This is a genomic window from Rhizobium sp. BK399, from assembly GCF_014194695.1.
In the GTDB taxonomy this organism is placed as follows: Bacteria; Pseudomonadota; Alphaproteobacteria; order Rhizobiales; family Rhizobiaceae; genus Rhizobium.
Genome location: NZ_JACIAH010000004.1, coordinates 128,598 through 151,911 on the forward strand (window position 1 = coordinate 128,598; position 23,314 = coordinate 151,911).

22 protein-coding genes are annotated in these 23,314 nt (G+C 61.2%); 15 read left to right on the forward strand and 7 right to left on the reverse strand.

The features are described from left to right. The first annotated feature begins 70 nt into the window (after nt 1–70). Genes FHT97_RS11400 through FHT97_RS11410 form a run of 3 tightly spaced genes read left to right on the forward strand, consistent with a single transcriptional unit; the run spans nt 71 to nt 3,731 of the window. The gene (locus FHT97_RS11400; protein WP_183862537.1) at nt 71–1,927 is read left to right on the forward strand and encodes a M3 family oligoendopeptidase; all 1,857 of its coding nucleotides are present in this window, start codon (nt 71–73) and stop codon (nt 1,925–1,927) included. A gap of 20 nt (nt 1,928–1,947) precedes the next feature. Further along, a complete protein-coding gene (locus FHT97_RS11405; RefSeq protein WP_183862206.1) occupies nt 1,948–3,108 on the forward strand; it encodes an aminodeoxychorismate synthase component I in 1,161 nt (386 codons plus the stop codon). Continuing rightward, the gene (locus FHT97_RS11410) at nt 3,105–3,731 is read left to right on the forward strand and encodes an aminotransferase class IV family protein (protein WP_183862208.1); all 627 of its coding nucleotides are present in this window, start codon (nt 3,105–3,107) and stop codon (nt 3,729–3,731) included. The genes FHT97_RS11405 and FHT97_RS11410 overlap by 4 nt, the downstream gene beginning before the upstream one ends. On the opposite strand, the gene FHT97_RS11415 is transcribed toward FHT97_RS11410, so the two are convergent. Next, nucleotides 3,728–4,636, reverse strand: coding sequence for a sensor domain-containing diguanylate cyclase (locus FHT97_RS11415; protein WP_183862210.1), 909 nt, complete (start codon nt 4,634–4,636; stop codon nt 3,728–3,730). The genes FHT97_RS11410 and FHT97_RS11415 overlap by 4 nt on opposite strands. A 132-nt stretch (nt 4,637–4,768) precedes the next feature. Between FHT97_RS11415 and FHT97_RS11420 the strand changes: the two genes are divergently transcribed. The 7 genes from FHT97_RS11420 to hemH all read left to right on the forward strand — a co-directional run bounded on the left by FHT97_RS11420 (nt 4,769) and on the right by hemH (nt 11,876). After that, nucleotides 4,769–5,053 (forward strand): YciI family protein, encoded by a 285-nt coding sequence (locus FHT97_RS11420; RefSeq protein WP_183862212.1) that lies wholly within the window; start codon nt 4,769–4,771, stop codon nt 5,051–5,053. Nucleotides 5,054–5,073: 20 nt separating this feature from the next. Then, complete coding sequence (locus FHT97_RS11425) at nt 5,074–5,442, forward strand: DUF4440 domain-containing protein (RefSeq protein ID WP_183862214.1); 369 nt, start codon at nt 5,074–5,076, stop codon at nt 5,440–5,442. A 9-nt stretch (nt 5,443–5,451) separates the two neighbouring features. Beyond that, nucleotides 5,452–6,318, forward strand: a complete 867-nt coding sequence (locus tag FHT97_RS11430; protein WP_183862216.1) for a DUF3445 domain-containing protein — start codon at nt 5,452–5,454, stop codon at nt 6,316–6,318. A 139-nt stretch (nt 6,319–6,457) separates the two neighbouring features. Next, nucleotides 6,458–7,909, forward strand: a complete 1,452-nt coding sequence (locus FHT97_RS11435; protein ID WP_183862218.1) for a homospermidine synthase — start codon at nt 6,458–6,460, stop codon at nt 7,907–7,909. Nucleotides 7,910–8,078: 169 nt separating this feature from the next. Next, entirely contained in the window at nt 8,079–8,447 is a 369-nt protein-coding gene (gene omp10 / locus FHT97_RS11440; RefSeq protein ID WP_183862220.1) for an outer membrane lipoprotein Omp10, read from the forward strand. 401 nt (nt 8,448–8,848) lie between these two features. Next, nucleotides 8,849–10,717, forward strand: coding sequence for a 5'-nucleotidase C-terminal domain-containing protein (locus FHT97_RS11445; protein WP_183862222.1), 1,869 nt, complete (start codon nt 8,849–8,851; stop codon nt 10,715–10,717). 121 nt (nt 10,718–10,838) lie between these two features. After that, complete coding sequence (gene hemH, locus FHT97_RS11450) at nt 10,839–11,876, forward strand: ferrochelatase (RefSeq protein ID WP_183862224.1); 1,038 nt, start codon at nt 10,839–10,841, stop codon at nt 11,874–11,876. On the opposite strand, the gene queE is transcribed toward hemH, so the two are convergent. From queE to queC, 3 genes are read right to left on the reverse strand one after another with little or no spacing between them, the layout of a single operon-like run. Continuing rightward, a complete protein-coding gene (queE, locus tag FHT97_RS11455; protein ID WP_183862226.1) occupies nt 11,877–12,614 on the reverse strand; it encodes a 7-carboxy-7-deazaguanine synthase QueE in 738 nt (245 codons plus the stop codon). Then, nucleotides 12,611–12,967 carry a 6-carboxytetrahydropterin synthase QueD gene (queD, locus tag FHT97_RS11460; RefSeq protein ID WP_183862228.1) on the reverse strand — a complete coding sequence of 119 codons (357 nt, stop codon included), beginning with the start codon at nt 12,965–12,967 and terminating at the stop codon, nt 12,611–12,613. The genes queE and queD overlap by 4 nt, the downstream gene beginning before the upstream one ends. Continuing rightward, nucleotides 12,967–13,677: a 7-cyano-7-deazaguanine synthase QueC gene (gene queC, locus FHT97_RS11465; RefSeq protein ID WP_183862230.1), complete on the reverse strand. Its 711-nt coding sequence runs from the start codon at nt 13,675–13,677 to the stop codon at nt 12,967–12,969. The genes queD and queC overlap by 1 nt, the downstream gene beginning before the upstream one ends. Before the next feature lie 203 nt (nt 13,678–13,880). On the opposite strand from queC, the gene FHT97_RS11470 reads away from it, so the two are divergent. Next, a complete protein-coding gene (locus tag FHT97_RS11470) occupies nt 13,881–14,885 on the forward strand; it encodes an SPFH domain-containing protein (RefSeq protein WP_183862231.1) in 1,005 nt (334 codons plus the stop codon). 3 nt (nt 14,886–14,888) lie between these two features. Further along, a complete protein-coding gene (locus FHT97_RS11475) occupies nt 14,889–15,344 on the forward strand; it encodes an NfeD family protein (RefSeq protein WP_183755784.1) in 456 nt (151 codons plus the stop codon). On the opposite strand, the gene FHT97_RS11480 is transcribed toward FHT97_RS11475, so the two are convergent. Then, nucleotides 15,345–16,340, reverse strand: a complete 996-nt coding sequence (locus tag FHT97_RS11480; RefSeq protein WP_183862233.1) for a KpsF/GutQ family sugar-phosphate isomerase — start codon at nt 16,338–16,340, stop codon at nt 15,345–15,347. 125 nt (nt 16,341–16,465) lie between these two features. On the opposite strand from FHT97_RS11480, the gene FHT97_RS11485 reads away from it, so the two are divergent. Then, nucleotides 16,466–17,989, forward strand: coding sequence for an outer membrane beta-barrel protein (locus FHT97_RS11485; RefSeq protein WP_183862235.1), 1,524 nt, complete (start codon nt 16,466–16,468; stop codon nt 17,987–17,989). Nucleotides 17,990–18,054: 65 nt separating this feature from the next. Here the strand turns inward: FHT97_RS11485 and galU are convergent, their stop codons facing one another. Next, on the reverse strand, nt 18,055–18,942 hold the full coding sequence (gene galU, locus FHT97_RS11490) for a UTP--glucose-1-phosphate uridylyltransferase GalU (RefSeq protein WP_016557108.1): 888 nt from the start codon (nt 18,940–18,942) through the stop codon (nt 18,055–18,057). A gap of 200 nt (nt 18,943–19,142) precedes the next feature. On the opposite strand from galU, the gene FHT97_RS11495 reads away from it, so the two are divergent. Both FHT97_RS11495 and FHT97_RS11500 read left to right on the forward strand, forming a co-directional pair. After that, on the forward strand, nt 19,143–20,366 hold the full coding sequence (locus FHT97_RS11495; protein WP_183755787.1) for a lytic murein transglycosylase: 1,224 nt from the start codon (nt 19,143–19,145) through the stop codon (nt 20,364–20,366). Nucleotides 20,367–20,453: 87 nt separating this feature from the next. Continuing rightward, a complete protein-coding gene (locus FHT97_RS11500) occupies nt 20,454–21,662 on the forward strand; it encodes a DUF459 domain-containing protein (protein ID WP_183862237.1) in 1,209 nt (402 codons plus the stop codon). Between the two features lie 113 nt (nt 21,663–21,775). On the opposite strand, the gene FHT97_RS11505 is transcribed toward FHT97_RS11500, so the two are convergent. Beyond that, nucleotides 21,776–23,230, reverse strand: a complete 1,455-nt coding sequence (locus FHT97_RS11505; RefSeq protein WP_183755789.1) for a glutamate synthase subunit beta — start codon at nt 23,228–23,230, stop codon at nt 21,776–21,778. Nucleotides 23,231–23,314: the final 84 nt, after the last annotated feature.

Consider the following 23,314-nt stretch of genomic DNA (forward strand, 5'->3'; position numbering starts at 1 on the left):
CCCCTTGATGCCAAGCCTTTAGCGGCATAGACAGTCAAGCCTGTCGCAAACGAGGAAGAGGACCCCGATGATGAAAAACATGCTCTCCGGCACCACCATTAAGTTTTCGGCAAGTTCTGCTGCCTCTGCGACCGATGCCGCTCTCGGCGAGCTGCCGACCTGGAAACTGCAGGATCTCTACCCCTCTGCCACGTCCACCGCCTTCACTGGCGACATGGAAAAAGCCGGAAAGCAGGCAATCGCTTTCGAAGAGAAGTGGAAGGGCAAGCTCGCCGACGCCGCGAGCAAGAAGGGCGCGGAGGGAATCGGCCAGGCACTGAAGGAATATGAGGCGCTGGACGACATCATCGGACGCCTCGGCTCCTTCGCCGGGCTTACCTATTTCTCCGACACGTCGAACCCGGTGAACGGCAAGCTCTATGGCGACGCCCAGGCGAAGATCACCGAATTCTCCAGCCACCTCCTGTTTTTCGCGCTCGAGCTCAACCGCATCGACGACGCCGTGATCGATGCCTGCATGGCAAACGACCCCGATGCAGGCCACTATCGCCCCTGGCTCGTCGATCTGCGCAAGGACAAGCCCTACCAGCTGGAAGACAAGCTGGAACAGCTGTTCCTGGAAAAGTCGATGACCTCGGCCGCAGCCTTCAACCGCCTGTTCGACGAGACAATGGCCGAACTGCGTTTCGACGTCGACGGCGAGAAGCTGCCGCTCGAAGTCACGCTTAACATGCTGCAGGAAAAGGATCCGGAGATCCGCCGCAAGGGCGCGATGGCGCTGGCGCAGACCTTCAAGGAAAACCTGCGCACCTTCACGCTGATCACCAACACGCTCGCCAAGGATAAAGACATCTCCGACCGCTGGCGCGGCTTCGAGGACATTGCCGATTCCAGGCACCTTGCCAACCGCGTCGAGCGCGACGTCGTCGATGCGCTGGCGGCTGCCGTCAAGGAAGCCTATCCCCGCCTCTCGCACCGTTACTACAAGATGAAGGCGAAATGGCTCGGCATGGACCAGATGAATTTCTGGGACCGCAACGCGCCGCTGCCGGAAACCTCCAGTGCCGTCATCCCCTGGAACGAGGCGAAGGACACGGTTCTATCCGCCTATGGCGACTTCGCGCCCGAGATGGCTGAGATCGCCAAGCGCTTCTTCGACGAGCAGTGGATCGACGCTCCTGTTCGTCCCGGCAAGGCACCGGGTGCGTTCGCCCATCCGACCGTTCCGTCAGCGCATCCCTATGTACTCGTCAACTATCTCGGCAAGCCGCGCGACGTGATGACGCTCGCCCATGAACTTGGCCACGGCGTCCATCAGGTTCTCGCCGGCGCGCAGGGCGCGCTGATGTGCCAGACGCCGTTGACGCTCGCCGAAACCGCATCCGTCTTCGGCGAAATGCTGACCTTCCGCGCCCTCCTCGACAAAACAAAGGACAAGCGTGAGCGCAAGGCGATGCTTGCCCAGAAGGTCGAGGACATGATCAACACGGTCGTGCGCCAGATCGCCTTCTATGAATTCGAGCGCAAGGTCCACACCGCCCGCAAGGCCGGCGAGCTGACGTCGGAGGATATCGGCGAACTCTGGCTCTCCGTGCAGTCGGAAAGCCTCGGGCCGGCGATCAAGATCTCGGAGGGCTATGAGACCTACTGGGCCTATATCCCGCACTTCATCCACTCGCCCTTTTACGTCTACGCCTACGCCTTCGGCGATTGCCTGGTGAACTCGCTCTACGCCGTCTACCAGAAGGCCGACAAGGGCTTCCAGGAGAAGTATTTCGAGCTTCTGAAGGCCGGCGGCACCAAGCATCATTCCGAACTTTTGAAGCCGTTCGGCCTCGATGCCACGGATCCGTCGTTCTGGAGCAAGGGGTTGTCGATGATCGAAGGGCTGATCGACGAATTGGAAGCGCTTGATAAGAGCGCATAGCTCTCGATCCAAAGGCAGGCATGACCAAGGCTGAACGCTACGTTCTGTTCCGGGATGACACGACCGGGCAAGTGATGCTCTTTTCCGATCCGTCGGAGATCATCATCGCCCGGACGCGCGCCGAGTTCCTTGCCGGCCTTGCCCGAATGGAAGAAGCAAAAGCTGCCGGCAAATGGCTGGCTGGCTACATGGCGTATGAAGGGGGCTACCTCTTCGAGGCGAAGCTGGCGGCATTTCTTCCGGAAGGCCGGGAAACGCCACTGCTCGCCTTCGGCATCTTCGATGCACCCGAAGCCGATACCCATCCGCTCGCCGAGCCGACACGGCGCACCGAGAACGGTGAGTTCCTGAGCGACCCCAGGGCCGGCTGGGATTTTGCTACATATAAAGAGCGCTTCGACCGCCTGCATTGGCACCTGCGCCAGGGCGATTGCTACCAGGCAAACCTCACCATGCCGATCACCGCTCGCTGGGACGGCGATCCGCGCGCCGCCTTCTGGTCGCTGATTTCAAGGCAGCCGGTGAAATACGGCGCGCTCGTCGATCTTGGCGGCCCTATCCTGCTTTCGCGCTCCCCCGAACTCTTCTTCCGTACCGACGAGGACGGCTGGATCGAAACGCACCCGATGAAGGGAACGGCCAAACGTGGCGCCGATGACGCCGAGGACGCGGCGATCATCGCCGCGATGCGCGAGGACATCAAAACGCAGGCCGAAAACCGCATGATCGTCGACCTGCTGCGCAACGACATCTCGCGCATCACGGAGGTCGGCACCCTTGATGTACCGAAACTCTTCGACATCGAGACTTACCCGACCGTGCACCAGATGGTCAGCCACGTGCAGGCGAAACTCCTCTCGGATCTGACCATTCGCGATATCTTCTCCGCCCTCTTTCCCTGCGGATCGATCACCGGTGCGCCAAAACTCAGCGCCATGCAGATCCTGCACGCGCTGGAAGACACGCCGCGCGACGCCTATTGCGGCGCGATCGGCATGATTGCTCCATCAGGCGCCATGCGCTTTTCCGTCGCGATCCGCACCGTCAGCCTGTTTTCCGGCGGCAAGGCGATCTTCAACGTCGGCGGCGGCATCGTCTTCGATTCCACCGCCGAAGCCGAGTACGAGGAATGCCTGCTGAAGGCGCGGTTTGCGATCGGTGATCAGGAGATCGCGCGGTGAACGACTTCTCGCTGATCGAAACACTGCGCTGGGAGCCGGAAATTGGTTTCGTCAGGCTGCGTCTGCATCTTGCCCGCCTCTCCCGCTCCGCCCGCCGCATCGGCTTTCCCGACCCAACAGACGCAGCCGCGAAACTGGAAGCGGCGGTTGCCGGGGCCACGACACCCCTGCGAATGCGGTTGACGCTTGATCGACTGGGGCAAATCGAGGTCACCGCTGCGCCTTTCGCACCGATACCCGAGGGCATCATATGGAAGGTCCGGATTGCCAAAACCCGTCTCGATTCCGCCGATAAACTGCTGCGGATGAAGACGACACGGCGCGGCGTTTACGAGACTGCGCGCGCAGAATGTCCGGTGTCCGAAGCCGACGAAGTGCTGCTTCTGAACGAGCGCGGCGAGGTCTGCGAAGGTACGATCACCTCGGTCTTCCTCGACGACGGCTCGGGCACGCTGCGCACGCCGCCGATCTCCTGCGGCCTGCTATCAGGCGTCTTGCGCACGGAACTGATTTGCCAACGCAAGGCCCGCGTTGGACGGATCTCCGTAGACGATCTGACGGCCGGAAAGCTCTACATGGGCAATTCGCTGCGCGGGCTGATCCCGGCCCGGATCGTCGGCTAGGCCACGATCTTCAGCCGGTCCCTGCCGCTTTGCTTGGCGATATACAAGGCTTCGTCCGCACGGGCATAGACCTCACGTGCCGTCTCGCCGGATCGCAACTCGGCCAATCCCGCCGAGCAGGTATAAGAGAAGGACGGTGCGGCCGGGATCGGACGGGCTAAGCGTACCATTGCGATGATGCGCTCGATGATCAACTCGGCCTGCGCCAGGGTCGTATCCGGCAGGATCAGCATGAACTCCTCGCCACCGATCCGCCCGAAACTGTCGCGCCGGCGGATGACCGGCTGCACGCGGCGCGAGAAATCGATCAGCACATCATCACCGACCTGATGGCCGTAGACGTCATTGATGCGCTTGAAGAAGTCGAGATCGATGATGCAGATGCAGCCGGCAATACCGGGATTGGCGGAGTCTTGCTGCGCGATCAGGCTTTCCAGCGCCGCCATCATGAAGCGGCGGTTGGAGATGCTGGTGAGTTCATCCGTCTGCGAGGCCCGCAGCGCAAAGTCACGATCCTGTCGCACATCGCGCTCGCTCTGCTTCAGATGCGTGATGTCGCTGGCGATGCAAAGCATCCAGCCATCTTTCTGCACTGTCTCCGTCATCCAGAACCAGCGCCCATCGACGACATCGGTTTCGAAAGCCCTGAACGGCAACTTGCCCCGGCGCGATTGCGCGGAAACGAGCCACACCTCGAAATCAGCGGTGCGAATGATTGTCCCCTTGCCGGCGCGCGTATTGCGCCGCATCAGCTCTGACCACAAGGGTGTTTCGTCGGGTTCGATGGCGAAGGTCGAACGAAAGGCCGGATTTGCATAGCGCAGCCGGTCTTCCTGATCGTAAAGCGCGATCAGGACGGCGCTGTCTTCCTGCAACTCGGCAAGCCGCTCCGATATCTGGTTCATCCGATTGTTCCGGGCGTGCTGACTTCAACGGTTCGCACCTTGGAGCAGAATTCTAAAAAGAATATGGATGGCTCCTCAGCAATTGAATATTCACATACGTCGGAACGCAACGCCCTGAAAGGAAATTCTGCGATGTTCATCCTCGCCCTGACTTACGTGAAGCCGAACGAGGAAGCCGACAAGCAGATGGAGCCGCATATGGCCTGGGTCAGGGAAGGCTATGCACGGGGCTGGTTTCTCGCCTCCGGCCGCAAGGTGCCGCGCACCGGCGGCGTGGTCCTTGCCGTCGGCCAGCGCGCCGAAGTCGAGGCCTATGTCGCCGAGGACCCGTTCACGGTGCATGGCATCGCCGAATACGAAATCACTGAGGTAGCCATCACGACCACGGCTGAAGGGCTGGATCTCCTGAAGAGCTGAACGATCACGACAGGAACGACATGAGCGACCTCACCGAACATCTTCAATCTCTGGAACAGCGGCTATTCGAGCCGGAGATCCGCGCCTCCGTGACAGCGCTTGAGTCTCTTCTCTCGCCTGAGTTCAGGGAAATCGGTGCATCCGGTCGCCTCTATGGATACGGGGACATCGTCGCCGGCCTGCTAGCGGAGCCCCCCGATGGGACGACACGCACATTGACGGATTTCGAGCTGCTATTGCTCGCTTCCGACCTGGCGCTCGTCACCTACCGGGCGATGCGGACCGTCCCGGCTGGCCCGCCGGTCAGCTCGCTGCGCAGCTCCATCTGGCGGCATGACGCCGATCGCCAGTGGCGCATGGTCTTCCATCAGGGGACGTTGACCGGATAGAGTGCGGTCATGACGCTTCCGATCTACACGCCCTATGACGGTTCCGCCCGCCCGTTCACCATCGGCTTGATGCCGCTCGATCTCGCTCGCTGGATCGAACCGGACGGCGATTGGGGGCGCTATGTCGGCGAAAAGCGAAGACTGCTCGAAGCGCATCGCGATGAGGTCTTCGTGGCCGAGGACGGAACCGAAGCGGCACAACAAGAGGCATACGATCTCCTCCAGGCTCACCTTGCCGCGCGCCATCCCGGGCTTTCGGACGACGCGGCCGACTGCAACACCCCACCCCTGCTGCGCGCCGGGCTGCTGGTGCAAGACGATCTCGTCATCATGCGCCGCAAGGAAAATGGCTGGCATCTCGTCACCGGCTTCGTCGCCTTTCCCTCCTCCTGGTCGCTGCAGGAGAAGTTCGGTCGCCCGATGCAGGCGATCCACGCCGACGTACCCGGTTTTGGCGAAGGCACCCGCAATGCGGCGCTCATCACCCGCATCTTCGATAACCTGCAGGTCTCGCAGCCGGTAGAAAGGCTGAACTGGTCGGTCAATATCACGGACGATCTCTTTCTGCCGGTTTCGAAGCACCGCCGCCCGCCCTCTGCCGACGGCTTTACCCTCGCCGAGCGTTTTGCCCGAGTTGAGCGCCAGACGCTGCGCAAGCTGCCGAAGTCCGGCGACATCCTCTTCACCATCCGTGTCTACGTCGATCCGATCGCCGCAATCGCCCATCACCCCAACGCCGGCAGGCTCGCTGCAAGCTTCGCCGAGCAACTGGAAGCGCTCGATGAGCAGCAAGCCGCCTACAAGGGCCTCACCCTGCAAAAAGCCGAACTCGCGGCCAAGCTTCGGGCGCTAGCCGATGCCCTCTCGCCCGTCTGATATTTGCGTTCCGGGACCAACACTCTTTATTGTGACGCGGTTTTATGGTTAGAGCCGATAATCTCGCATTATCTGCGCATTTTCAGATAAATTCTTAGAGGCTATCGCCTTCGTCGCCTTCCACAGGAGAAAAGAAAGAATGACGGAACACAACCACCCGGTATATGCCGAAATTACCGGCCCGATCGTCATGATCGGCTTTGGCTCCATCGGCCGTGGCACCCTGCCGCTGATCGAGCGCCACTTCAAATTCGACAAGAGCCGGATGGTTGTCATCGACCCGCGCGACGACGCAGATCACACCGAAATCATGGCAAAGCACGGCGTGAAGCACATCAAGGCGCATGTCACGAAGGACAACTACAAGGAGTTGCTGAAGCCGCTTCTGACTGAAGGTGGCGGCCAGGGCTTCTGTGTCAATCTTTCCGTCGACACCGGGTCGGTCGACCTGATGAAGCTCTGCCGCAAGCTCGGCGCCCTCTACATCGACACCGTCATCGAGCCGTGGCTGGGCTTCTATTTCGACAAGAGCATGAAGAATGCCGACCGCACCAACTATGCTCTGCGCGAAACCCTTCGCAAGGAAAAAGCCAAAAATCCGGGCGGCCCGACGGCCGTCTCCACCTGCGGTGCAAACCCGGGCATGGTCTCGTGGTTCGTCAAGCAGGCGCTCGTCAACCTCGCCAACGACATCGGCCTGAATTTCGAAGAGCCGGATCAGCATGACCGCGAAGGCTGGGCGAAGCTGATGAAGAAGGTCGGCGTCAAGGGCATCCACATCGCCGAGCGCGACACCCAGCGCACCAAACATCCGAAGCCGCTCAACGTCTTCTGGAACACCTGGTCCGTCGAAGGCTTCATCTCCGAAGGTCTGCAGCCGGCCGAACTCGGCTGGGGCACCCACGAAAACTGGATGCCGAAGAATGGCAAGAAGCACAAGAAGGGCTGCAAGGCTGCGATATACCTCGAGCAGCCCGGCGCCAACACCCGCGTCCGCACCTGGTGCCCGACGCCAGGCCCGCAGTACGGCTTCCTCGTCACCCACAACGAGGCGATCTCGATCGCCGACTTCTTCACCGTTCGCGACAAGGACGGCGAAGTCACCTTCCGCCCGACCTGCCACTACGCCTATCATCCGGCGAACGACGCGGTTCTCTCGATGCATGAGATGTTCGGCAACGGCGGCAACCCGCAGCCGGTTCACCACGTTCTCGACGAAGACGAACTGGAGGACGGCGTCGACGAACTCGGCGTCCTGCTCTATGGCCACGAAAAGAACGCCTACTGGTACGGTTCGCGCCTGTCGCTGGAAGAAACCCGCCGCATCGCGCCTTACCAGAACGCGACGGGCATGCAGGTGACCTCCGCCGTTCTCGCCGGGATGGTCTGGGCACTCGAAAACCCCGGTGCCGGCATCGTCGAAGCCGACGAAGTCGATTACAAGCGCTGCCTCGAGGTGCAGAGCCAGTACCTCGGCCCGGTCGAAGGTCACTACACCGACTGGACTCCGCTCGATGGTCGTCCGGGTCTCTTCCCGGAAGATATCGACACCAAGGATCCGTGGCAGTTCAAGAACATCCTCGTTCGCTGATCTCAGTCGAACCGCATTCGAAGATGCCCGTCGCAAGGCGGGCATTTTTGTAACGCCTGCTGTATAAATGCCGTCTGGAGAGCGTGGAGCCTTGCCTTCCCCGGCGGCCCGCGCCATGTGTCTCACAACCACACGGATAGTTCTCGTTCCGAATCCCCGGGAGAAGCTCATGAAAATCAGACCCCTCCTTGTCCTTCTCGGCGCCGCCGCAGCCCTGACTGCTTGCAATACGTCGTCGCCACGCCCGGTGCCGGTCGCAGCAACCCCGGCTCAAACAGGCGTTGAGGGTTCATGGTCGGATCCGAACGGCATCATCTCCACATTCCAGGCCGGAACCTTCACCACTCGCACGACCGACAGCAACCAGCTTCTCGCGTCGGGCACTTATGTGAACACCTCGCCGTCGCTGGTCGAGATCAACATGACCTCGCTGGTGCGCAAGACACAATCCAAGGTCAATTGTGCGCTGGTGAGCCAGAACCAGCTCAACTGCACGTCGGATGCCGGCTCCCAATTCACGCTCGCGCGCCGCATGTAGAGCTGTAAAGTTCGATTTGCGTTGGACTAAATGGTTCTGGTCTGCCAAAAGGCCCGAGGACGCGACCGCCGTTATTTATAGAACGGGGTCGGGCGACCGATTGACGTCACGTTGCTGCCGCGAGATCACGCTGGCCGTCCTCAAATTCTCAACAAGCCGGTTTCAGAGGATGACTGCTTTCGCAGCCTGAGCAGATTTTCGTCGTTCCAAAAAGGAAAGCAGCTCTAGGGTTTGTTGAAAGCAGCCTCTCGCGAGGTTTTTCGTTTACCGCCCTTGGAATGCGCTGCTTCTGTTACAGCTTTTTCTCTTGCCGCCGCTAAGGGCTTGATGGAAACATCGATCGTGCAGGGACGGCGGAGCGCAGGGGTCAAAGGCTTCGCCCCAAAAATCAGGAGAGCAGGATGACGAAATCATTTCAATTCGGTCTGCTGACCGCGTCGATGCTGGCGCTGTCGAGCGGTGCCGCCTTTGCCGATTATGAACTCAATATTCTTCACATCAACGATTTCCATTCGCGCATCGAGTCGATCAACAAGTTCGATTCCACCTGCTCTGCCGAGGAGGAAGGCAAGAAGGAATGCTTCGGTGGCGCCGCCCGCCTGAAGACCGCGATCGACCAGCGCCGCAACGCCCTTGATGGCAAGAACGTGCTGCTGCTCAATGCTGGCGACAATTTCCAGGGCTCGCTTTTCTACACGACCTACAAGGGCGCCGCCGAAGCCGAAGTGCTGAACGACATGAAGTTCGACGTCATGACCGTCGGCAACCATGAGTTCGACGACAGCGAGGATGGTTTGGCAACCTTCCTCGACAAGGTGAAATTCCCTGTCATTTCAGCCAACGTGCTGGCCGGTGACGGCTCCAAGCTCGGCGACCGCATCAAGCCCTCGCTGGTGCTCGATGTCGGCGGCCAGAAGATCGGCATCGTCGGCGCAGTGACCAACGACACCGAAGAACTCTCCTCGCCCGGCCCGAAGGTGATGATCGCCGACGACGTGCAGACCATCACGGCAGCCGTCGAAGACCTGAAGAAGCAGGGTGTCAACAAGATCATCGCGTTGACCCATGTCGGCTATCCGCGCGACCTCGCGGCCATCGCCAAGATTCCCGATGTCGATGTTGTCGTCGGTGGCCATTCGCACAGCCTGCTGTCCAATACCGATCCGAAGGCGGAAGGCCCCTACCCGACGATGGTCGACAATCCCGGCGGTTACAAGGTGCCGGTGGTCCAGGCTGCGTCCTACAGCAAGTATCTCGGCGATCTCGTGGTCACCTTCGATGACAATGGCGTGGTCAAGGACGCCAAGGGCGATCCGATCCTGATCGATTCCTCGTTCACCCCTGATCCGACGCTCACCGCCCGGATCGCGGAACTCGCCAAGCCGATCGAGGAGCTGCGCAAGAAGGTCATCGGCTCCGCCGAAGCCCCGATCCAGGGCGACCGCACTGTCTGCCGTGTCGAGGAATGCTCGATGGGTAACCTCGTGGCCGATGCCATGCTCGACCGCGGCAAGAGCCAGGGCATGACCATCGCCATCCAGAATGGCGGCGGCCTGCGCGCATCGATCGATGCGGGCGACGTCACTCAGGGCGAAGTCATCACCGTTCTGCCGTTCCAGAATACGTTGGCGACCTTCCAGCTGACGGGCGCCGATATTCGCAAGGCATTGGAAAACGGCCTCGGCAAGATCGAAGAGGGCGCCGGCCGCTTCCCGCAGGTATCGGGCCTGAAATACACCTTCGACAAAACGAAGCCCGCCGGCAGCCGCCTCGTTTCGGTTGAGGTCAAGGACGGCGACGCCTTCGTACCGCTCGACGATCAGAAGACCTACGGCGTTGTCACCAACAACTTCATGCGCGCTGGTGGCGACGGCTACTCGATCTTCGAGACGGCAGGCAAGAACGCCTACGACTTCGGACCCGACCTTGCCGACGTGACGGCCGAATACCTGGCAGCGCACTCGCCCTACAAGCCCTACACCGACGGGCGTGTAACCGAAGTCGCAGCCTCCGGCACGCAAGCGCCGTCCGCAACGGAACCCGCGCCCGCCTCTCCGGCAGCCCCGGCAGCGCCCACCGCCGAAGCTCCAGCTGCACTTGCTCCCAACACGCCGACCAATCACGTGATCGCGGCCGGCGACACGCTCTGGGAACTCGCCAAGCAGTTCTACGGCGAGGGCGCGCTCTGGCAGAAGATCTCAGAAGCCAACGGCAAGCCGGCGCCGCGGCATCTGACGATCGGCAAGGAACTGCAGATTCCGTCGAAGTAAGACGATTTGTCTCGATCCGACGAGCCGGTCCGGGGGTTTCCCGAGCCGGCTTTTGTTCTATAGGGTGAACCATCGTGACCCGGCTGCGTATGAGCCGGGCAGACAAGATACCGGGGCTCACATGACGACTGTTGATACTGCACGCCGCCCGGCGGATCACCCGCCCGTGAAATCAGGCAAGGTGGGCGTCCTGCTCGTCAATCTCGGCACGCCCGATGGCACCGACTACACCTCGATGCGCCGTTACCTCCGGGAGTTCCTGACCGACAAGCGCGTCATCGAATGGTCGCCCTGGAAATGGTACCCGATCCTGTTCGGCATCGTCCTCAACACGCGCCCGCAGAAGGTGGGCAAGGCCTATGAGACGATCTGGAACAAGGACAGGAACGAAAGCTACCTGCGCACCTACACGCGCAACCAGTCCGACCTCATGGTCGAGCGCCTGCAGGACCTGCCTGACGTCAAGGTCGATTGGGCGATGCGCTACGGCACGCCCTCGATTCCCTCACGCATCCAGGCGCTGAAGGATGAAGGCTGCGACCGCATCGTGCTCTTCCCGCTCTATCCGCAATACGCCGCCGCAACGACGGCGACCGTCAACGACAAGGCCTTCCAGCATCTGCTCAAGATGCGCTGGCAGCCGGCGCTGCGCACCGTCCCCGACTATCATGACGACGAGACCTACATCGACGCGCTTGCCAATTCGGTGACGAACCACCTGGCGACGCTCGACTGGCAGCCGGACATGGTGGTCGCTTCCTTTCACGGCATTCCGATGTCCTACTTCAAGCTTGGCGATCCCTACTATTGCCAGTGCCAGAAGACCGGTCGCCTGTTGCGCGAACGGCTGGGACTTCCCGAAGACAAGTTCATGGTGACTTTCCAGTCCCGCTTCGGGCCGGAAGAGTGGCTGCAGCCCTACACCGACAAGACCGTCGAGAAGCTCGCACAGGACGGCGTCAAGAAGATCGCCGTCCTCAACCCCGGCTTCGTTTCCGACTGTCTGGAAACCTTGGAAGAAATCGCCGAGCAGGCCGCCCATTCCTTCCACGAGAACGGCGGCGAGAAGTTCGCGCACATCCCCTGCCTCAACGACAGCGAGGACGGCATGCGGGTGCTGGAAAAGGTCGTCCGCCGCGAACTGCTCGGCTGGGTCTGATCAGACGCCGCGCTTGTTGCCCCACAGCAGCACATGCAGCTGGGGCAGCACGCGGGCCTCGAACCACCGGTCCTCGGCCACCTTGTCGACCAGCCACAGCATCCTGTCCATGATGCCGTCGATATCGACGCGCGCGTCGTCGTCATCCGGCGGCGGTGGCGTATGGTTCCCTGGCTGCAAATAGACGGAGAGATCTGGATAACGCGCCGCCGCTTCTCGCGCATAGGCATAGTCGCGATCGTCGAAAACGACGATCTTCAGCGCGATCGCCGGCCCATTGCCAGCCAAGCGAAGACAGTCGTCGAACGCATCCCAATCCGTCGCCATACCGCTCGACGGCGGCTTCGGGCTCAGCACCAGCACATCGAGGTCGGCAAACCATTCCTTGGCGACGCTGCCCTGCGTCTCCAGCGCGAACTTGTAGCCTTGCGCGTGCCCATGCGCGATAAGACCGCCAAGCGGCTGGATCGCCGGGTTGCCACCCGAAAGCGAGACCATCAGCGGCTTGCCGCCGGAGAGCCGTGTCACATCAGCCCATATGCCATCAACAGTCATCGGCAGCCATTGATCGCGATACTCGCTATCGACAGCATGCAGGCTGTCGCACCACGAACAGCGGTAATCGCAGCCACCGGTTCGAACGAAGATGGTCGGCAGGCCGATCAGCACGCCCTCTCCCTGGATCGTCGGCCCGAAGATCTCGCTGACGCGGATCGGCGCCTCGCGAGCCCCACTCATGGCCGGTATTCCGCCCAGGTCTTCGGCGTCTCGCTGACACGCACGGCCGAGGTCTCCGGCAGCCGCTCCTTGCACCAGTTGTAGAAGTGCTTGGCAAGATATTCCGAGGTTACGCGATCATGGCCAAACACCTCGTTCAGGTGCCGATGGTCGAACCGTTCGTCGATGTAGCGCTTCAGCGGCGAAAGCTCATGATAGTCGCGCACGAAGCCGTTTTCATCGAGCTCGGCGGACGCAAGCTCGACCACGACGATGTAATTGTGCCCATGCAGCCGCGCACACTGGTGATCGGCAGGCAGATGCGTCAGCTGGTGAGAAGCGGAGAAGTGAAATTCCTTGGTGATGCGAAACATCACTTCACCTCCCTGGCCGAATAGCCAGACGTTGCGGCTTCCCAAAAATCCGGATCCTCGTATTCCGTCGGATCGGCGATGCCGGCCAGATGGAAAGCCTCGCGCCGCTCGACGCAGGTGCCGCAGCGTCCGCAATGGCGCGTGCCGCCCTTGTAGCAGGACCACGTCTCGGCAAACGGCGTCCCATGTTTCGCACCGTCGGTGACGATATCGGCCTTCGATATGTTAACGTAGGGAGCGAACAGCGAAACGCTGGCATAGCCGTCGAGCGCCTGGTTCTGCATCTCCTGGAAGGCATCGATGAAGCCTGGGCGACAATCGGGATAGATGAAATGGTCGCCGCCATGCACCGCGACAGCAACGGCATCCACCTTCTGGGCCGCCGCGAGGCCGAAAGCGATCGCCAGCATGATGGCGTTGCGGTTCGGCACCACGGTCGTCTTCATCGTCTCCTCGGCATAGTGCCCGTCTGGCACGTCAACGTCGTCGGTCAACGCCGATCCCGTCAGGTGCCGACCGATGGTCCGGATATCGATGATCTGATGGGGCACGCCGAGCCGCTTGGCACAGCCCGTGGCGAAGTCCAGTTCCTTGCGGTGGCGCTGTCCGTAGTCGAACGAAAGCAGGCTGATAAGCTGATGCTCCGCTGCGACCCTATGGGCAAGCGAAATGGAGTCCAATCCGCCGGAGCAGATGACGATAGTCTTCATGATGAGGATCCCTTGTTTTGACCGGGTGGGCTGCGACCGGTATTTCCTGCGGGTCTTCTAGGCCAAAGCGGCCCCGTTGTGAATAGCCAGCAGGCTCCCCATATCGAATCCGTCAGTAAATGCCGTTGCCGGCCCAAGGATACTGGCGTTTGAGGTCGGCTCGTTTAAGGTTGCGTCAGTCGATTCTATCGCGGGGGAGTTTTATGGTTCTGGGCGGCTTCGATATCGTCGTCATTGCACTGGTAGTCTTTGTCATTCTCGTGCTGTTTGCCGGGATCAAGACAGTACCGCAGGGCTACCGCTACACGATCGAGCGCTTCGGTCGTTACACCCGAACCCTCGAGCCGGGCCTCAATCTGATCACCCCATTCATCGAGCGCGTGGGCGCCCGCATGAACGTCATGGAGCAGGTTCTCAATGTGCCGACGCAGGAGGTCATCACCAAGGACAACGCCTCCATCTCAACCGACGCTGTCGCCTTCTTCCAGGTTCTCAACGCTGCCGAGGCGGCCTATCAGGTCGCGCACCTCGAGAATGCCATTCTGAACCTGACGATGACCAACATCCGCACGGTCATGGGTTCCATGGATCTCGACGAGTTGCTGTCGAACCGTGACGCAATCAACGACCGGCTGTTGCGCGTCGTCGACGATGCGGTGCAGCCGTGGGGCATCAAGGTGACGCGCGTCGAGATCAAGGACATCCAGCCGCCGCGCGACCTCGTCGACGCCATGGCGCGGCAGATGAAGGCCGAACGCGAGAAACGTGCTCAGGTGCTCGAAGCGGAAGGTTCCCGCAACTCCCAGATCCTGCGGGCCGAGGGCGCCAAGCAGTCCGCCATTTTGCAGGCCGAGGGCCAGCGCGAAGCAGCCTTCCGCAACGCCGAGGCGCGAGAGCGTCTGGCCGAGGCTGAAGCCAAGGCAACGAAGATGGTGTCCGAAGCGATTGCCTCGGGCAACGTTCAGGCAATCAACTACTTCGTAGCTCAGAAATACACCGAAGCGCTGGCGTCGATCGGCACCGCCGGCAATTCCAAGGTGGTGCTGATGCCGATGGAGGCGTCTTCCCTCATCGGATCGCTTGGCGGTATCGGCGCGATTGCCAAGGAGGTCTTCGGCGATAACCCGACCCCGTCTGCGCCGCGCCCGCAGTCAACGCCGCGTACTGCTCCGGCCGTCAACCCTTTCAACCCGCCAACGGAGCGTTGAGCCATGATCGCCGCCCTTGTCGCGGAACTCGGACCCTGGAGTTGGTGGATCGCCGGCCTGATCCTGTTGGCCGCAGAATTGGTCGCGCCGGGCTTCTTCCTCATCTGGATCGGCCTTGCCGCCTTAATCGTCGGCATTCTGTCGCTGCTGTTCTGGGATAACAGCTTCTGGTTCTGGCAGGTGCAGGCCATCCTGTTTGCGCTGCTTGCCGTCGCGACAACCTTCATCGGCCGAAAGCTGACCCTGCAGCATGGCGAGACCGACCAGCCTTTCCTCAATCAGCGGGCAGAAAGCCTCGTCGGGCGCACGGCGACCTTGGCAGAGCCAATTCGCGAGGGGCGCGGACGCATTCGCCTTGACGATACGGTCTGGCGCGTCAGCGGCCCCGATCTGCCAGTGGGCACCAGGGTAAAGGTCGTGGCAAGCAGCGGCCGCGATCTGACCGTGGAGCCGGCCTGATCAGGCCACGCCGATCCGCAGCAGATCGTGGAAGTGCACGAGCCCGATCGGGCGATTGTCATCATCGACGACGATCAGCGCACCGATGCTGTGCTGGTTCAGCATTGCAAGAGCAGCCGTCGCCAGCACGGTCGCCTTCACTGTCTTCGGCGTCCGCGTCATGATGTCGTCGACCACCAGTTCGGAGAGGTTGCGCGTTAGATTACGCGCCAGATCGCCTTCCGTGATGATCCCGCAAAGGCGCTCGTTTTCGTCGAGAATGCCGACGCAGCCGAAATGCTTGCGAGACAACGTCGAGATCGCCACCGGCACCGGCGTTCCCCTCGCCACCAGCGGGACACGATCGCCCGTATGCATGATATCAGCGACATGGCTGAGGCTCGCGCCGAGCTTTCCGCCCGGATGGAACACATGGAAATCGCGCGCCGTGAAGCCCCGTGCCTCGAGCAATGCAATGGCAAGCGCATCACCCATGGCAAGCTGCATCAGCGTCGACGTCGTCGGCGCAAGTCCATGCGGGCAGGCTTCCTCTTCGTTCGGCATCAAAAGAATGATGTCCGAGGCGGCGGCGAGCGACGATTTCTCAGAGCAAGTGACGGCAATCAGCGGAATCGAAAACCGGCGCGTATAGGCGATGATGCTGCGAAGCTCAGCGCTCTCTCCGCCCTTGGAGAGGGCAAGCACGACATCAGTCGTGCCGATCATGCCGAGATCGCCGTGATTGGCCTCTGCAGCGTGGACGAAGAACGCGGGCGTGCCTGTTGACGCCAGCGTCGCAGCGATCTTCACACCGATATGGCCGCTTTTGCCGACGCCGGTAACGATGACGCGACCGGAGATCCCGGTGATCGTCTCGACTGCGCGCATGAAGGAGACCGCAAGGGCATCGTCAAATGCGCGCTCCAATGCTTCAAGCGCCCGCCTCTCGGTATCGATCGTCCGTCTGGCGGACTCCAGGACACCGTTTTCGATGACATTTATCGCTCTTTTGGTCATGGCACTGCGTTAGCGGTTTTCACCGGCTGAGTCCATTGGCTGATCCGCAGGGCATACCGGCGCAACGAATGGTTAACCACAAGCCTTTACGTTCGGGTAACGCTTCGAAGCATGCCAGGATAGACATGGGCCATTGGAAGGATACGAGCAGTCTCACGCCGCTCCGCGCGGCGGGCTTTGCCGTATCCATAGCTCTGACTGTTGGCGCCGTCTTCGCGTCTCAACCCGCAGTTGCTCAGTCGATGCCGGTCTCCAACAGCGCGATACGCTCGTCCAATGCACCGGTTACCGCGGCGGCGGAAGATGAAAGCGATATCCCTGAAGGACCGACCGCCATCCCGACGATAACCGAAAGTCCGACGTCAGGAGCAAACGCCGCCCCCATTGCAGCTGGCGATCAGAAGCCGAGCGATGAAACCACCGGCGCAATTCTCGACGAGGACATGATACGCCTGAACACGCGCGAGGCGCCGCTCGACGAGCGGCTGCCAAGCCGCAAACCGGAACCCAACCCGGCAACCGAGGAAACGCCCGGCATCCACATCGGCACCTTCGTGCTGCGTCCGACCGTTACCCAGAGCATCAACACCGAGACCCAGAAAGACGCCGGCACCAAGCAGACGCGTGCGTTTCTCGAAACAGACATGCACGCGACGCTGACTTCGGACTGGGCGTTGCATCAGCTTTTGGTGACCACCGACGGCGCTTGGCAAAAGAACGTCAGCGGCGAAGGCGAGGAGCAGCCGGATTTCAGGATCAACGGTGATCTGCGCCTCGACCTTCCGCAGGACACGACAGCCCACATAATCGGTGGCTACCATTTCTACCGCGAAGACACAGATGATCCGAATGCCCTGCAGAACGCCGACAAGCAATCCGATGTCCAGGAATTCAGCACCGGCGCCTCGATCGAGCGCGACTTCGGCATCCTGCGTGGCAGCACCGGCATCGATCTGGTCCGCACGATTTACTCCGACGCCACCTTGGCGGACGGCACCACGGTTTCCCTGAGCGATCGCAACGAGACCAACGGCACGATCCGCGGCCGTATCGGCTATGAGCTGTCCCCGGCCTTGATCCCGTTTGTCGAGGCCAATGTCGGCAAGACGGTCTATGACCAGAGTGTTGACTCCGCCGGCTTCCGCCGTTCGGGGGACAGCTATGGCGCCAAGGTCGGTGTCGAACTCGACATGGGCGAAAAACTTCGCGGCGAGGTTGGAATCGGCTATGAGACTGCGACCTTCGACGACGACCGCCTCTCGGACATCGATACAGCCGTCGTGGACGCACAACTGCTGTGGTCGCCGCTGAGGGGTACCGACGTTAACATCGGCCTGCTGACCAGCATCAACCCGTCGACGACCGCCGGAGAATCCGGCTACGTATCCCATGCCTTGACGACGGGCGTCACGCATCAGTTGCGAGACAATCTGACGGGCACCGTGCTTGGCGGCATTACCTATCGCGACTATCCTTCGGACAGCCCGACAAGTGATGAAACGGTCTACACCACGAGTGCCGGTCTGACCTGGAACATCAACCGATATCTCGATCTGACCAGCACCATCGGCTACGAGCTGACGTCACGCAAGACGAGCAGCGACTCCGAGCAGTGGCGGGCCGGCGTCGGCCTCAAACTCAAGCGCTGAAACGAGATCCGCCTCCAAGTGGGAGGCTTGGAGGCGGATCCAGTTCGTTCAGTCGGCGGCCTGCTTCAGAGGCCCTTCAGCAGTTCCTTGAAGCCGCTTTCGACCGTCGGGCGAATATCCGCGCGTTCCAGCGCGAAGGCCACGTTGGCGAGGATGAAGCCGTCCTTGGCGCCGCAGTCGTAAGTCGTGCCGCGGAAGTGATAGCCCGCGAAGGTCTGATCCTTGAGCAACTTCAGCATGCCGTCGGTCAGCTGGATTTCGTTGCCGGCGCCGCGTTCCTGGGTTTCCAGGATCTTGAACACCTCAGGCTGCAGGATGTAGCGACCGTTGATGAAGTAGTTCGACGGAGCGGTGCCCTTGGCCGGCTTCTCGACCATGCTGGTGATGCGGAAGCCCTCGCCGACCGCGTCGCCGACACCGACGATACCGTACTTGTGAGCCTGATCGGGGGCGCACTCCTCGACGGCGATGATGTTGCCGCCGCTCTGGGCATAAAGATCGATCATGCCCTTCATGCAGCCCTTGCCTTCGCTCTTCATGATCATGTCGGGCAATAGCAGCGCGAACGGCTCGTTGCCGACGATCTCGCGGGCGCACCAGACGGCGTGGCCGAGACCAAGCGGCTCCTGCTGGCGGGTGAAGCTGACCGTACCAGCCTTGGGAAGCTGGCCGGCAAGCAGCGTCATTTCCGCCTGCTTGCTGCGCTCGCGCAGGGTCTGCTCGAGCTCGAAGTGGATATCGAAGTAATCTTCGATGATGTGCTTGTTACGGCCGGTGACGAAAACGAAATGCTCGATGCCCGCTTCCAGTGCTTCGTCGACCACATACTGAATGATCGGTTTGTCGACGACAGTCAGCATTTCCTTCGGCACGGCTTTCGTGGCCGGGAGAAAGCGAGTCCCGAGACCCGCAACCGGAAATACAGCTTTGCGAACTTTTTTATGCTCTGCCACACAATCCTCCTGCGATGATTTCATCGCTTGAAATAAAAGGCAATTTTGATTGGACTAGATGAGATTTGCTACGGTTTTGCAAATGGTGACTGCGTTCCTAGGTCATGGTAAAGAATTTGTTGACTTCGTTCAGGTAGTCTCAGGCCTGAGCGGAACCTCGCGCTCTGCTGTGCCTGAAACGAAAGGACGGATGACCGCCGATGACTCAAAATCACAGAAACTCCCTTCGTGGTCTTGCTCTAGCACTCATCGTGACCGCGTCCGCCGGTCTGGCTCCGCTCAACGCGAAAGCCGATCAGCGGTTCCAGAAGTGGATCGCGGACTTCTATCAAACAGCCGCTCAAAATGGCATCAGCAAGGCAACCTATCGCAAAGCCTTCGCAGGCGTCAGCGATCCGGACCCGACGGTCCTTGAAAAGGCGGCCTATCAGCCTGAATTCACGACGAAAATCTGGGACTATGTTGATTCCCGTGTAAATCCGTACACGGTTCAGATCGGTCGTCAGATGGCGGTCAAATACGCCTCGACACTGAATTCAGTTCAGCGCCAGTTCGGCGTCGACAAGACGATTCTCCTCGCAATTTGGTCGATGGAGTCCAACTATGGTGCGGTTCTCGATAAGGATGACCGCCTGCACTACGTGCCGCGGGCGCTCGCGACGCTCGCCTACGCCGACGAACGGCGGGCGAAATTCGCCAAGAAGCAGCTGATTGCAGCGCTGAAGATTCTGCAGAATGGCGATATCTCGCCGGATGGCATGACCGGTTCCTGGGCGGGCGCGATGGGCCACACCCAGTTCATTCCGACGAGCTACCTGCTATACGCGGTCGATGCCGACGGTAACGGTCACCGCGATATCTGGAACTCCGTGCCGGATGCCCTGGCGACATCTGCCAACCTGCTGAGGAAGAACGGCTGGGACGCGGGCAAGACCTGGGGATATGAGGTCGTAGTACCCCCCGCTGCACGCAAGCAGGCTGGGAAGACCCATACGCTGGCACAGTGGGCCTCCCTTGGCCTGACCCGCCCGAACGGCAAGAGCTTCCGTGACGGCGGCAGCAACGCCGTGCTAAAAATGCCTGCCGGACCAAACGGCCCAGGCTTCCTGATGACAGCCAACTTCTTCACCATCAAGAACTATAACGCCTCGGACAGCTACGCCATCGCGGTTGGACTGCTGGCTGATGAGATAGCCGGCTACGGTGGCATGAAACAGCCCTGGCCGCGACCGGACGGTACGCTTGATATGAAGCAAAAGTTCGAATTGCAGACGCGCCTGAAGACGCTCGGCTATTACGACGGCGAGGTCGACGGGAACTTCGGCAGCGGATCCAAGGCCGCAATCGCGGCGGTCCAGGCACGCATGGGAATGCAGCAGGATGGCGAGCCATCGCTGCCGCTGCTCAACGCGCTTCGCAAGTAGACGGAATAATCAGCAACATGCATTTTGGGGTGTGGACGCGAGTTCCCGCTCCATGCCAGAATACCGGCAGATGCGAGGCTGCTGATTATGCGTAAACGAGTAAACCGGGTAACGCTCCGCTGGGGTGCGATCGGCACCGCGACGCTGGTGGTTTTCTTCAGCGCTCTCCCGGTGCAGGTCGCCGACGCCCAGGAGCGCTATTACTATCGCCGCTCGATTCTCGATTTCTTCCTCGGTCGCCGCTACATCCAGGAGTATCCGCCGCAGCAGGCGCCGTCTCAGAACGCGCCACAGCGACAGCCTGCGCCGAGGAAGAAGGCCGCAGCGCCGAAAGCGGCTGCATCTCCCCGTCCTACCGCTCCCGCCGTCGTTGAGGAAAAGGTCGTCGAGAAGCTTGCCAATGCCCAGAAGATTCTCGTCGTCGGCGATTTTCTCGCTGGCGGTCTCGGCGTCGGCATGGACGCCGCGTTCAGGGATTCTCCCGGCGTCGTCGTCGAGACGCACAGCAACGTCGCCTCCGGTCTGGTCCGAGACGACTACTATGACTGGCCACAGCAACTGACAAAGCTCATGGACGAGACAAAGCCCGCCATGGTCATCGTCATGCTCGGCGCGAATGACCGTCAGCAGATGGTGACGGATATCGGCAAGGAGAAGTTCAGGACCGATGGTTGGTATGCCGAATATCAGCGGCGCGTCGTAGCCTTCGGCCAGCAGGTCACCAGCCGCAAGATCCCGTTGCTCTGGGTCGGCCTGCCGGCCTTCGATTCGCCGGCGATGACCGCCGATGCCGTGCAGCTGAACCAACTGTTCCGCAAGCAGATGGAGGGGGTCGGCGGCGAGTTTGTCGATATCTGGGACGGTTTCGTCAGCGAAGGCGGCGAGTTTATCGTCACCGGGTCCGACATCAATGGCCAGCAGGTGCGACTGCGCACTTCGGACGGTATCAACCTCACCGAGGCCGGCCGGCGCAAGCTTGCCTTCTATGTCGAGAAGCCTGTGCGCCGCATTCTCGGGGTGCAGGCAAGCCCGGACCTCGTTCGCCTCGACACAGGCAACGCACCGGCGATCGACGCCGTGGCAATGCCCGGCCGCACCGAACCGATCAGCCTCTCCGACCCCAACCTGGACGGCGGCGCGGAACTTCTTGGCGGCAGAGCCTTCCCGGTCAGCGCCACCAAGTCACCACGCGATCTACTGGTTCAGGACGGCGAGATGGCGGCTCCCCCCGCGGGTCGCGTTGATGACTACCGCATGGCACCAATGAAGCCCACGGCTCAGGTCACCATTAAATAGTCCGGCCGCTTGATGCAGCTCAAGTGCAGCGGAAGCGCCGGCTGAATCCGGTCCGGATGCGACGAAAAAGGGCCGCTCAAAGCGGCCCTAAATCCAACCATCAACTATGTAGCTTACCGCGGCAGAACCGTCGAACCCATCAGCGCTTCGTCGATGGAGCGCGCGGCCTGGCGGCCCTCGCGGATCGCCCAGACCACCAGCGACTGGCCGCGGCGCACGTCGCCCGCCGTCCAGAACTTGTCAACCGAGGTCTTGTAGTCCTTATCGTTGGCAACGACGTTGGTCGAGCCGCGGCGGTCGGTGTTGAGCGTGAGCTTGCCGTCGAGCTCCTTCAGCACGCTGTCCTTGAATGGGCCGCTGAAACCGATCGCGATGAAGGCGAGATCGGCCTTGATGATGAACTCCGTGCCGGCAATCGGCTTGCGGCGCTCATCAACTTCGCAGCACTTGACGCCGGTCAGGACGCCGTCTTCGCCGACGAATTCGAGCGTCGCGACCTGGAACTCCCGGATCGCGCCTTCGGCCTGCGAGGACGAGGTGCGCATCTTGGTCGCCCAGAACGGCCAGACAGCGAGCTTGTCTTCCTTCTCCGGCGGCTGCGGGCGGATGTCGAGCTGCGTGACCTTCACTGCGCCCTGACGGAACGCCGTGCCGACGCAGTCCGACGCGGTATCGCCGCCGCCGACGACGACGACATGCTTGGCGCCTGCCAGGATCGGATCGGACGCCCAGCCGACGCTGTCGATGTTTTCGCGGCCGACGCGCTTGTTCTGCTGTACGAGGTACGGCATCGCATCGTGGACACCGGAAAACTCGATGCCGGGAATGCCCGCTTCGCGCGGCGTTTCCGAACCACCGCAATAGAGCACCGCGTCGTAGTCGGCGAGCAGCTGCTCGACCTTCACGTCGACGCCGACATTGACGCCACAGTGGAAGGTGACGCCCTCGCCCTTCATCTGCTCGACACGGCGATCGATGAAGTTCTTCTCCATCTTGAAGTCGGGGATACCGTAGCGCAGCAGGCCGCCGGGCTTCGATTCGCGCTCGTAGAGGTGAACCTCGTGACCTGCACGACCGAGCTGCTGGGCAGCCGCCATGCCGGCCGGGCCGGAACCAATGATCGCAACCTTCTTGCCGGTGTGAATCGTGGCCGGCTGCGGCCGGATGAAGCCGAGCTCGTAGGCCTTGTCAGCGATCGCCTGTTCGACGGTCTTGATCGCAACCGGCGTGTCTTCGAGGTTCAGCGTGCAGGCTTCCTCACAAGGCGCCGGGCAGACGCGGCCGGTGAACTCCGGGAAGTTGTTCGTGGAATGCAGGTTCTGGATCGCCGCTTCCCAGTTGTTGTTGTAGACGAGGTCGTTCCAATCAGGAATCTGGTTATGAACAGGACAACCGGTCGGACCGTGGCAATACGGGATGCCACAGTCCATGCAGCGGGCGGCCTGTTTCTGTACTTCCTGGTCTGACATCGGGATCGTGAATTCGCGGAAATGCCGAATGCGATCCGATGCAGGCTGATACTTCGCCACCTGCCGGTCGATTTCCAGAAACCCTGTGACCTTACCCATATTTTCGTCCCTCATCATCTCAAAGCCCAAGACCCAGAGGTCCCCAGTACCAGTAGGCGAGTCCCATGACCGCACCCAGGGCTA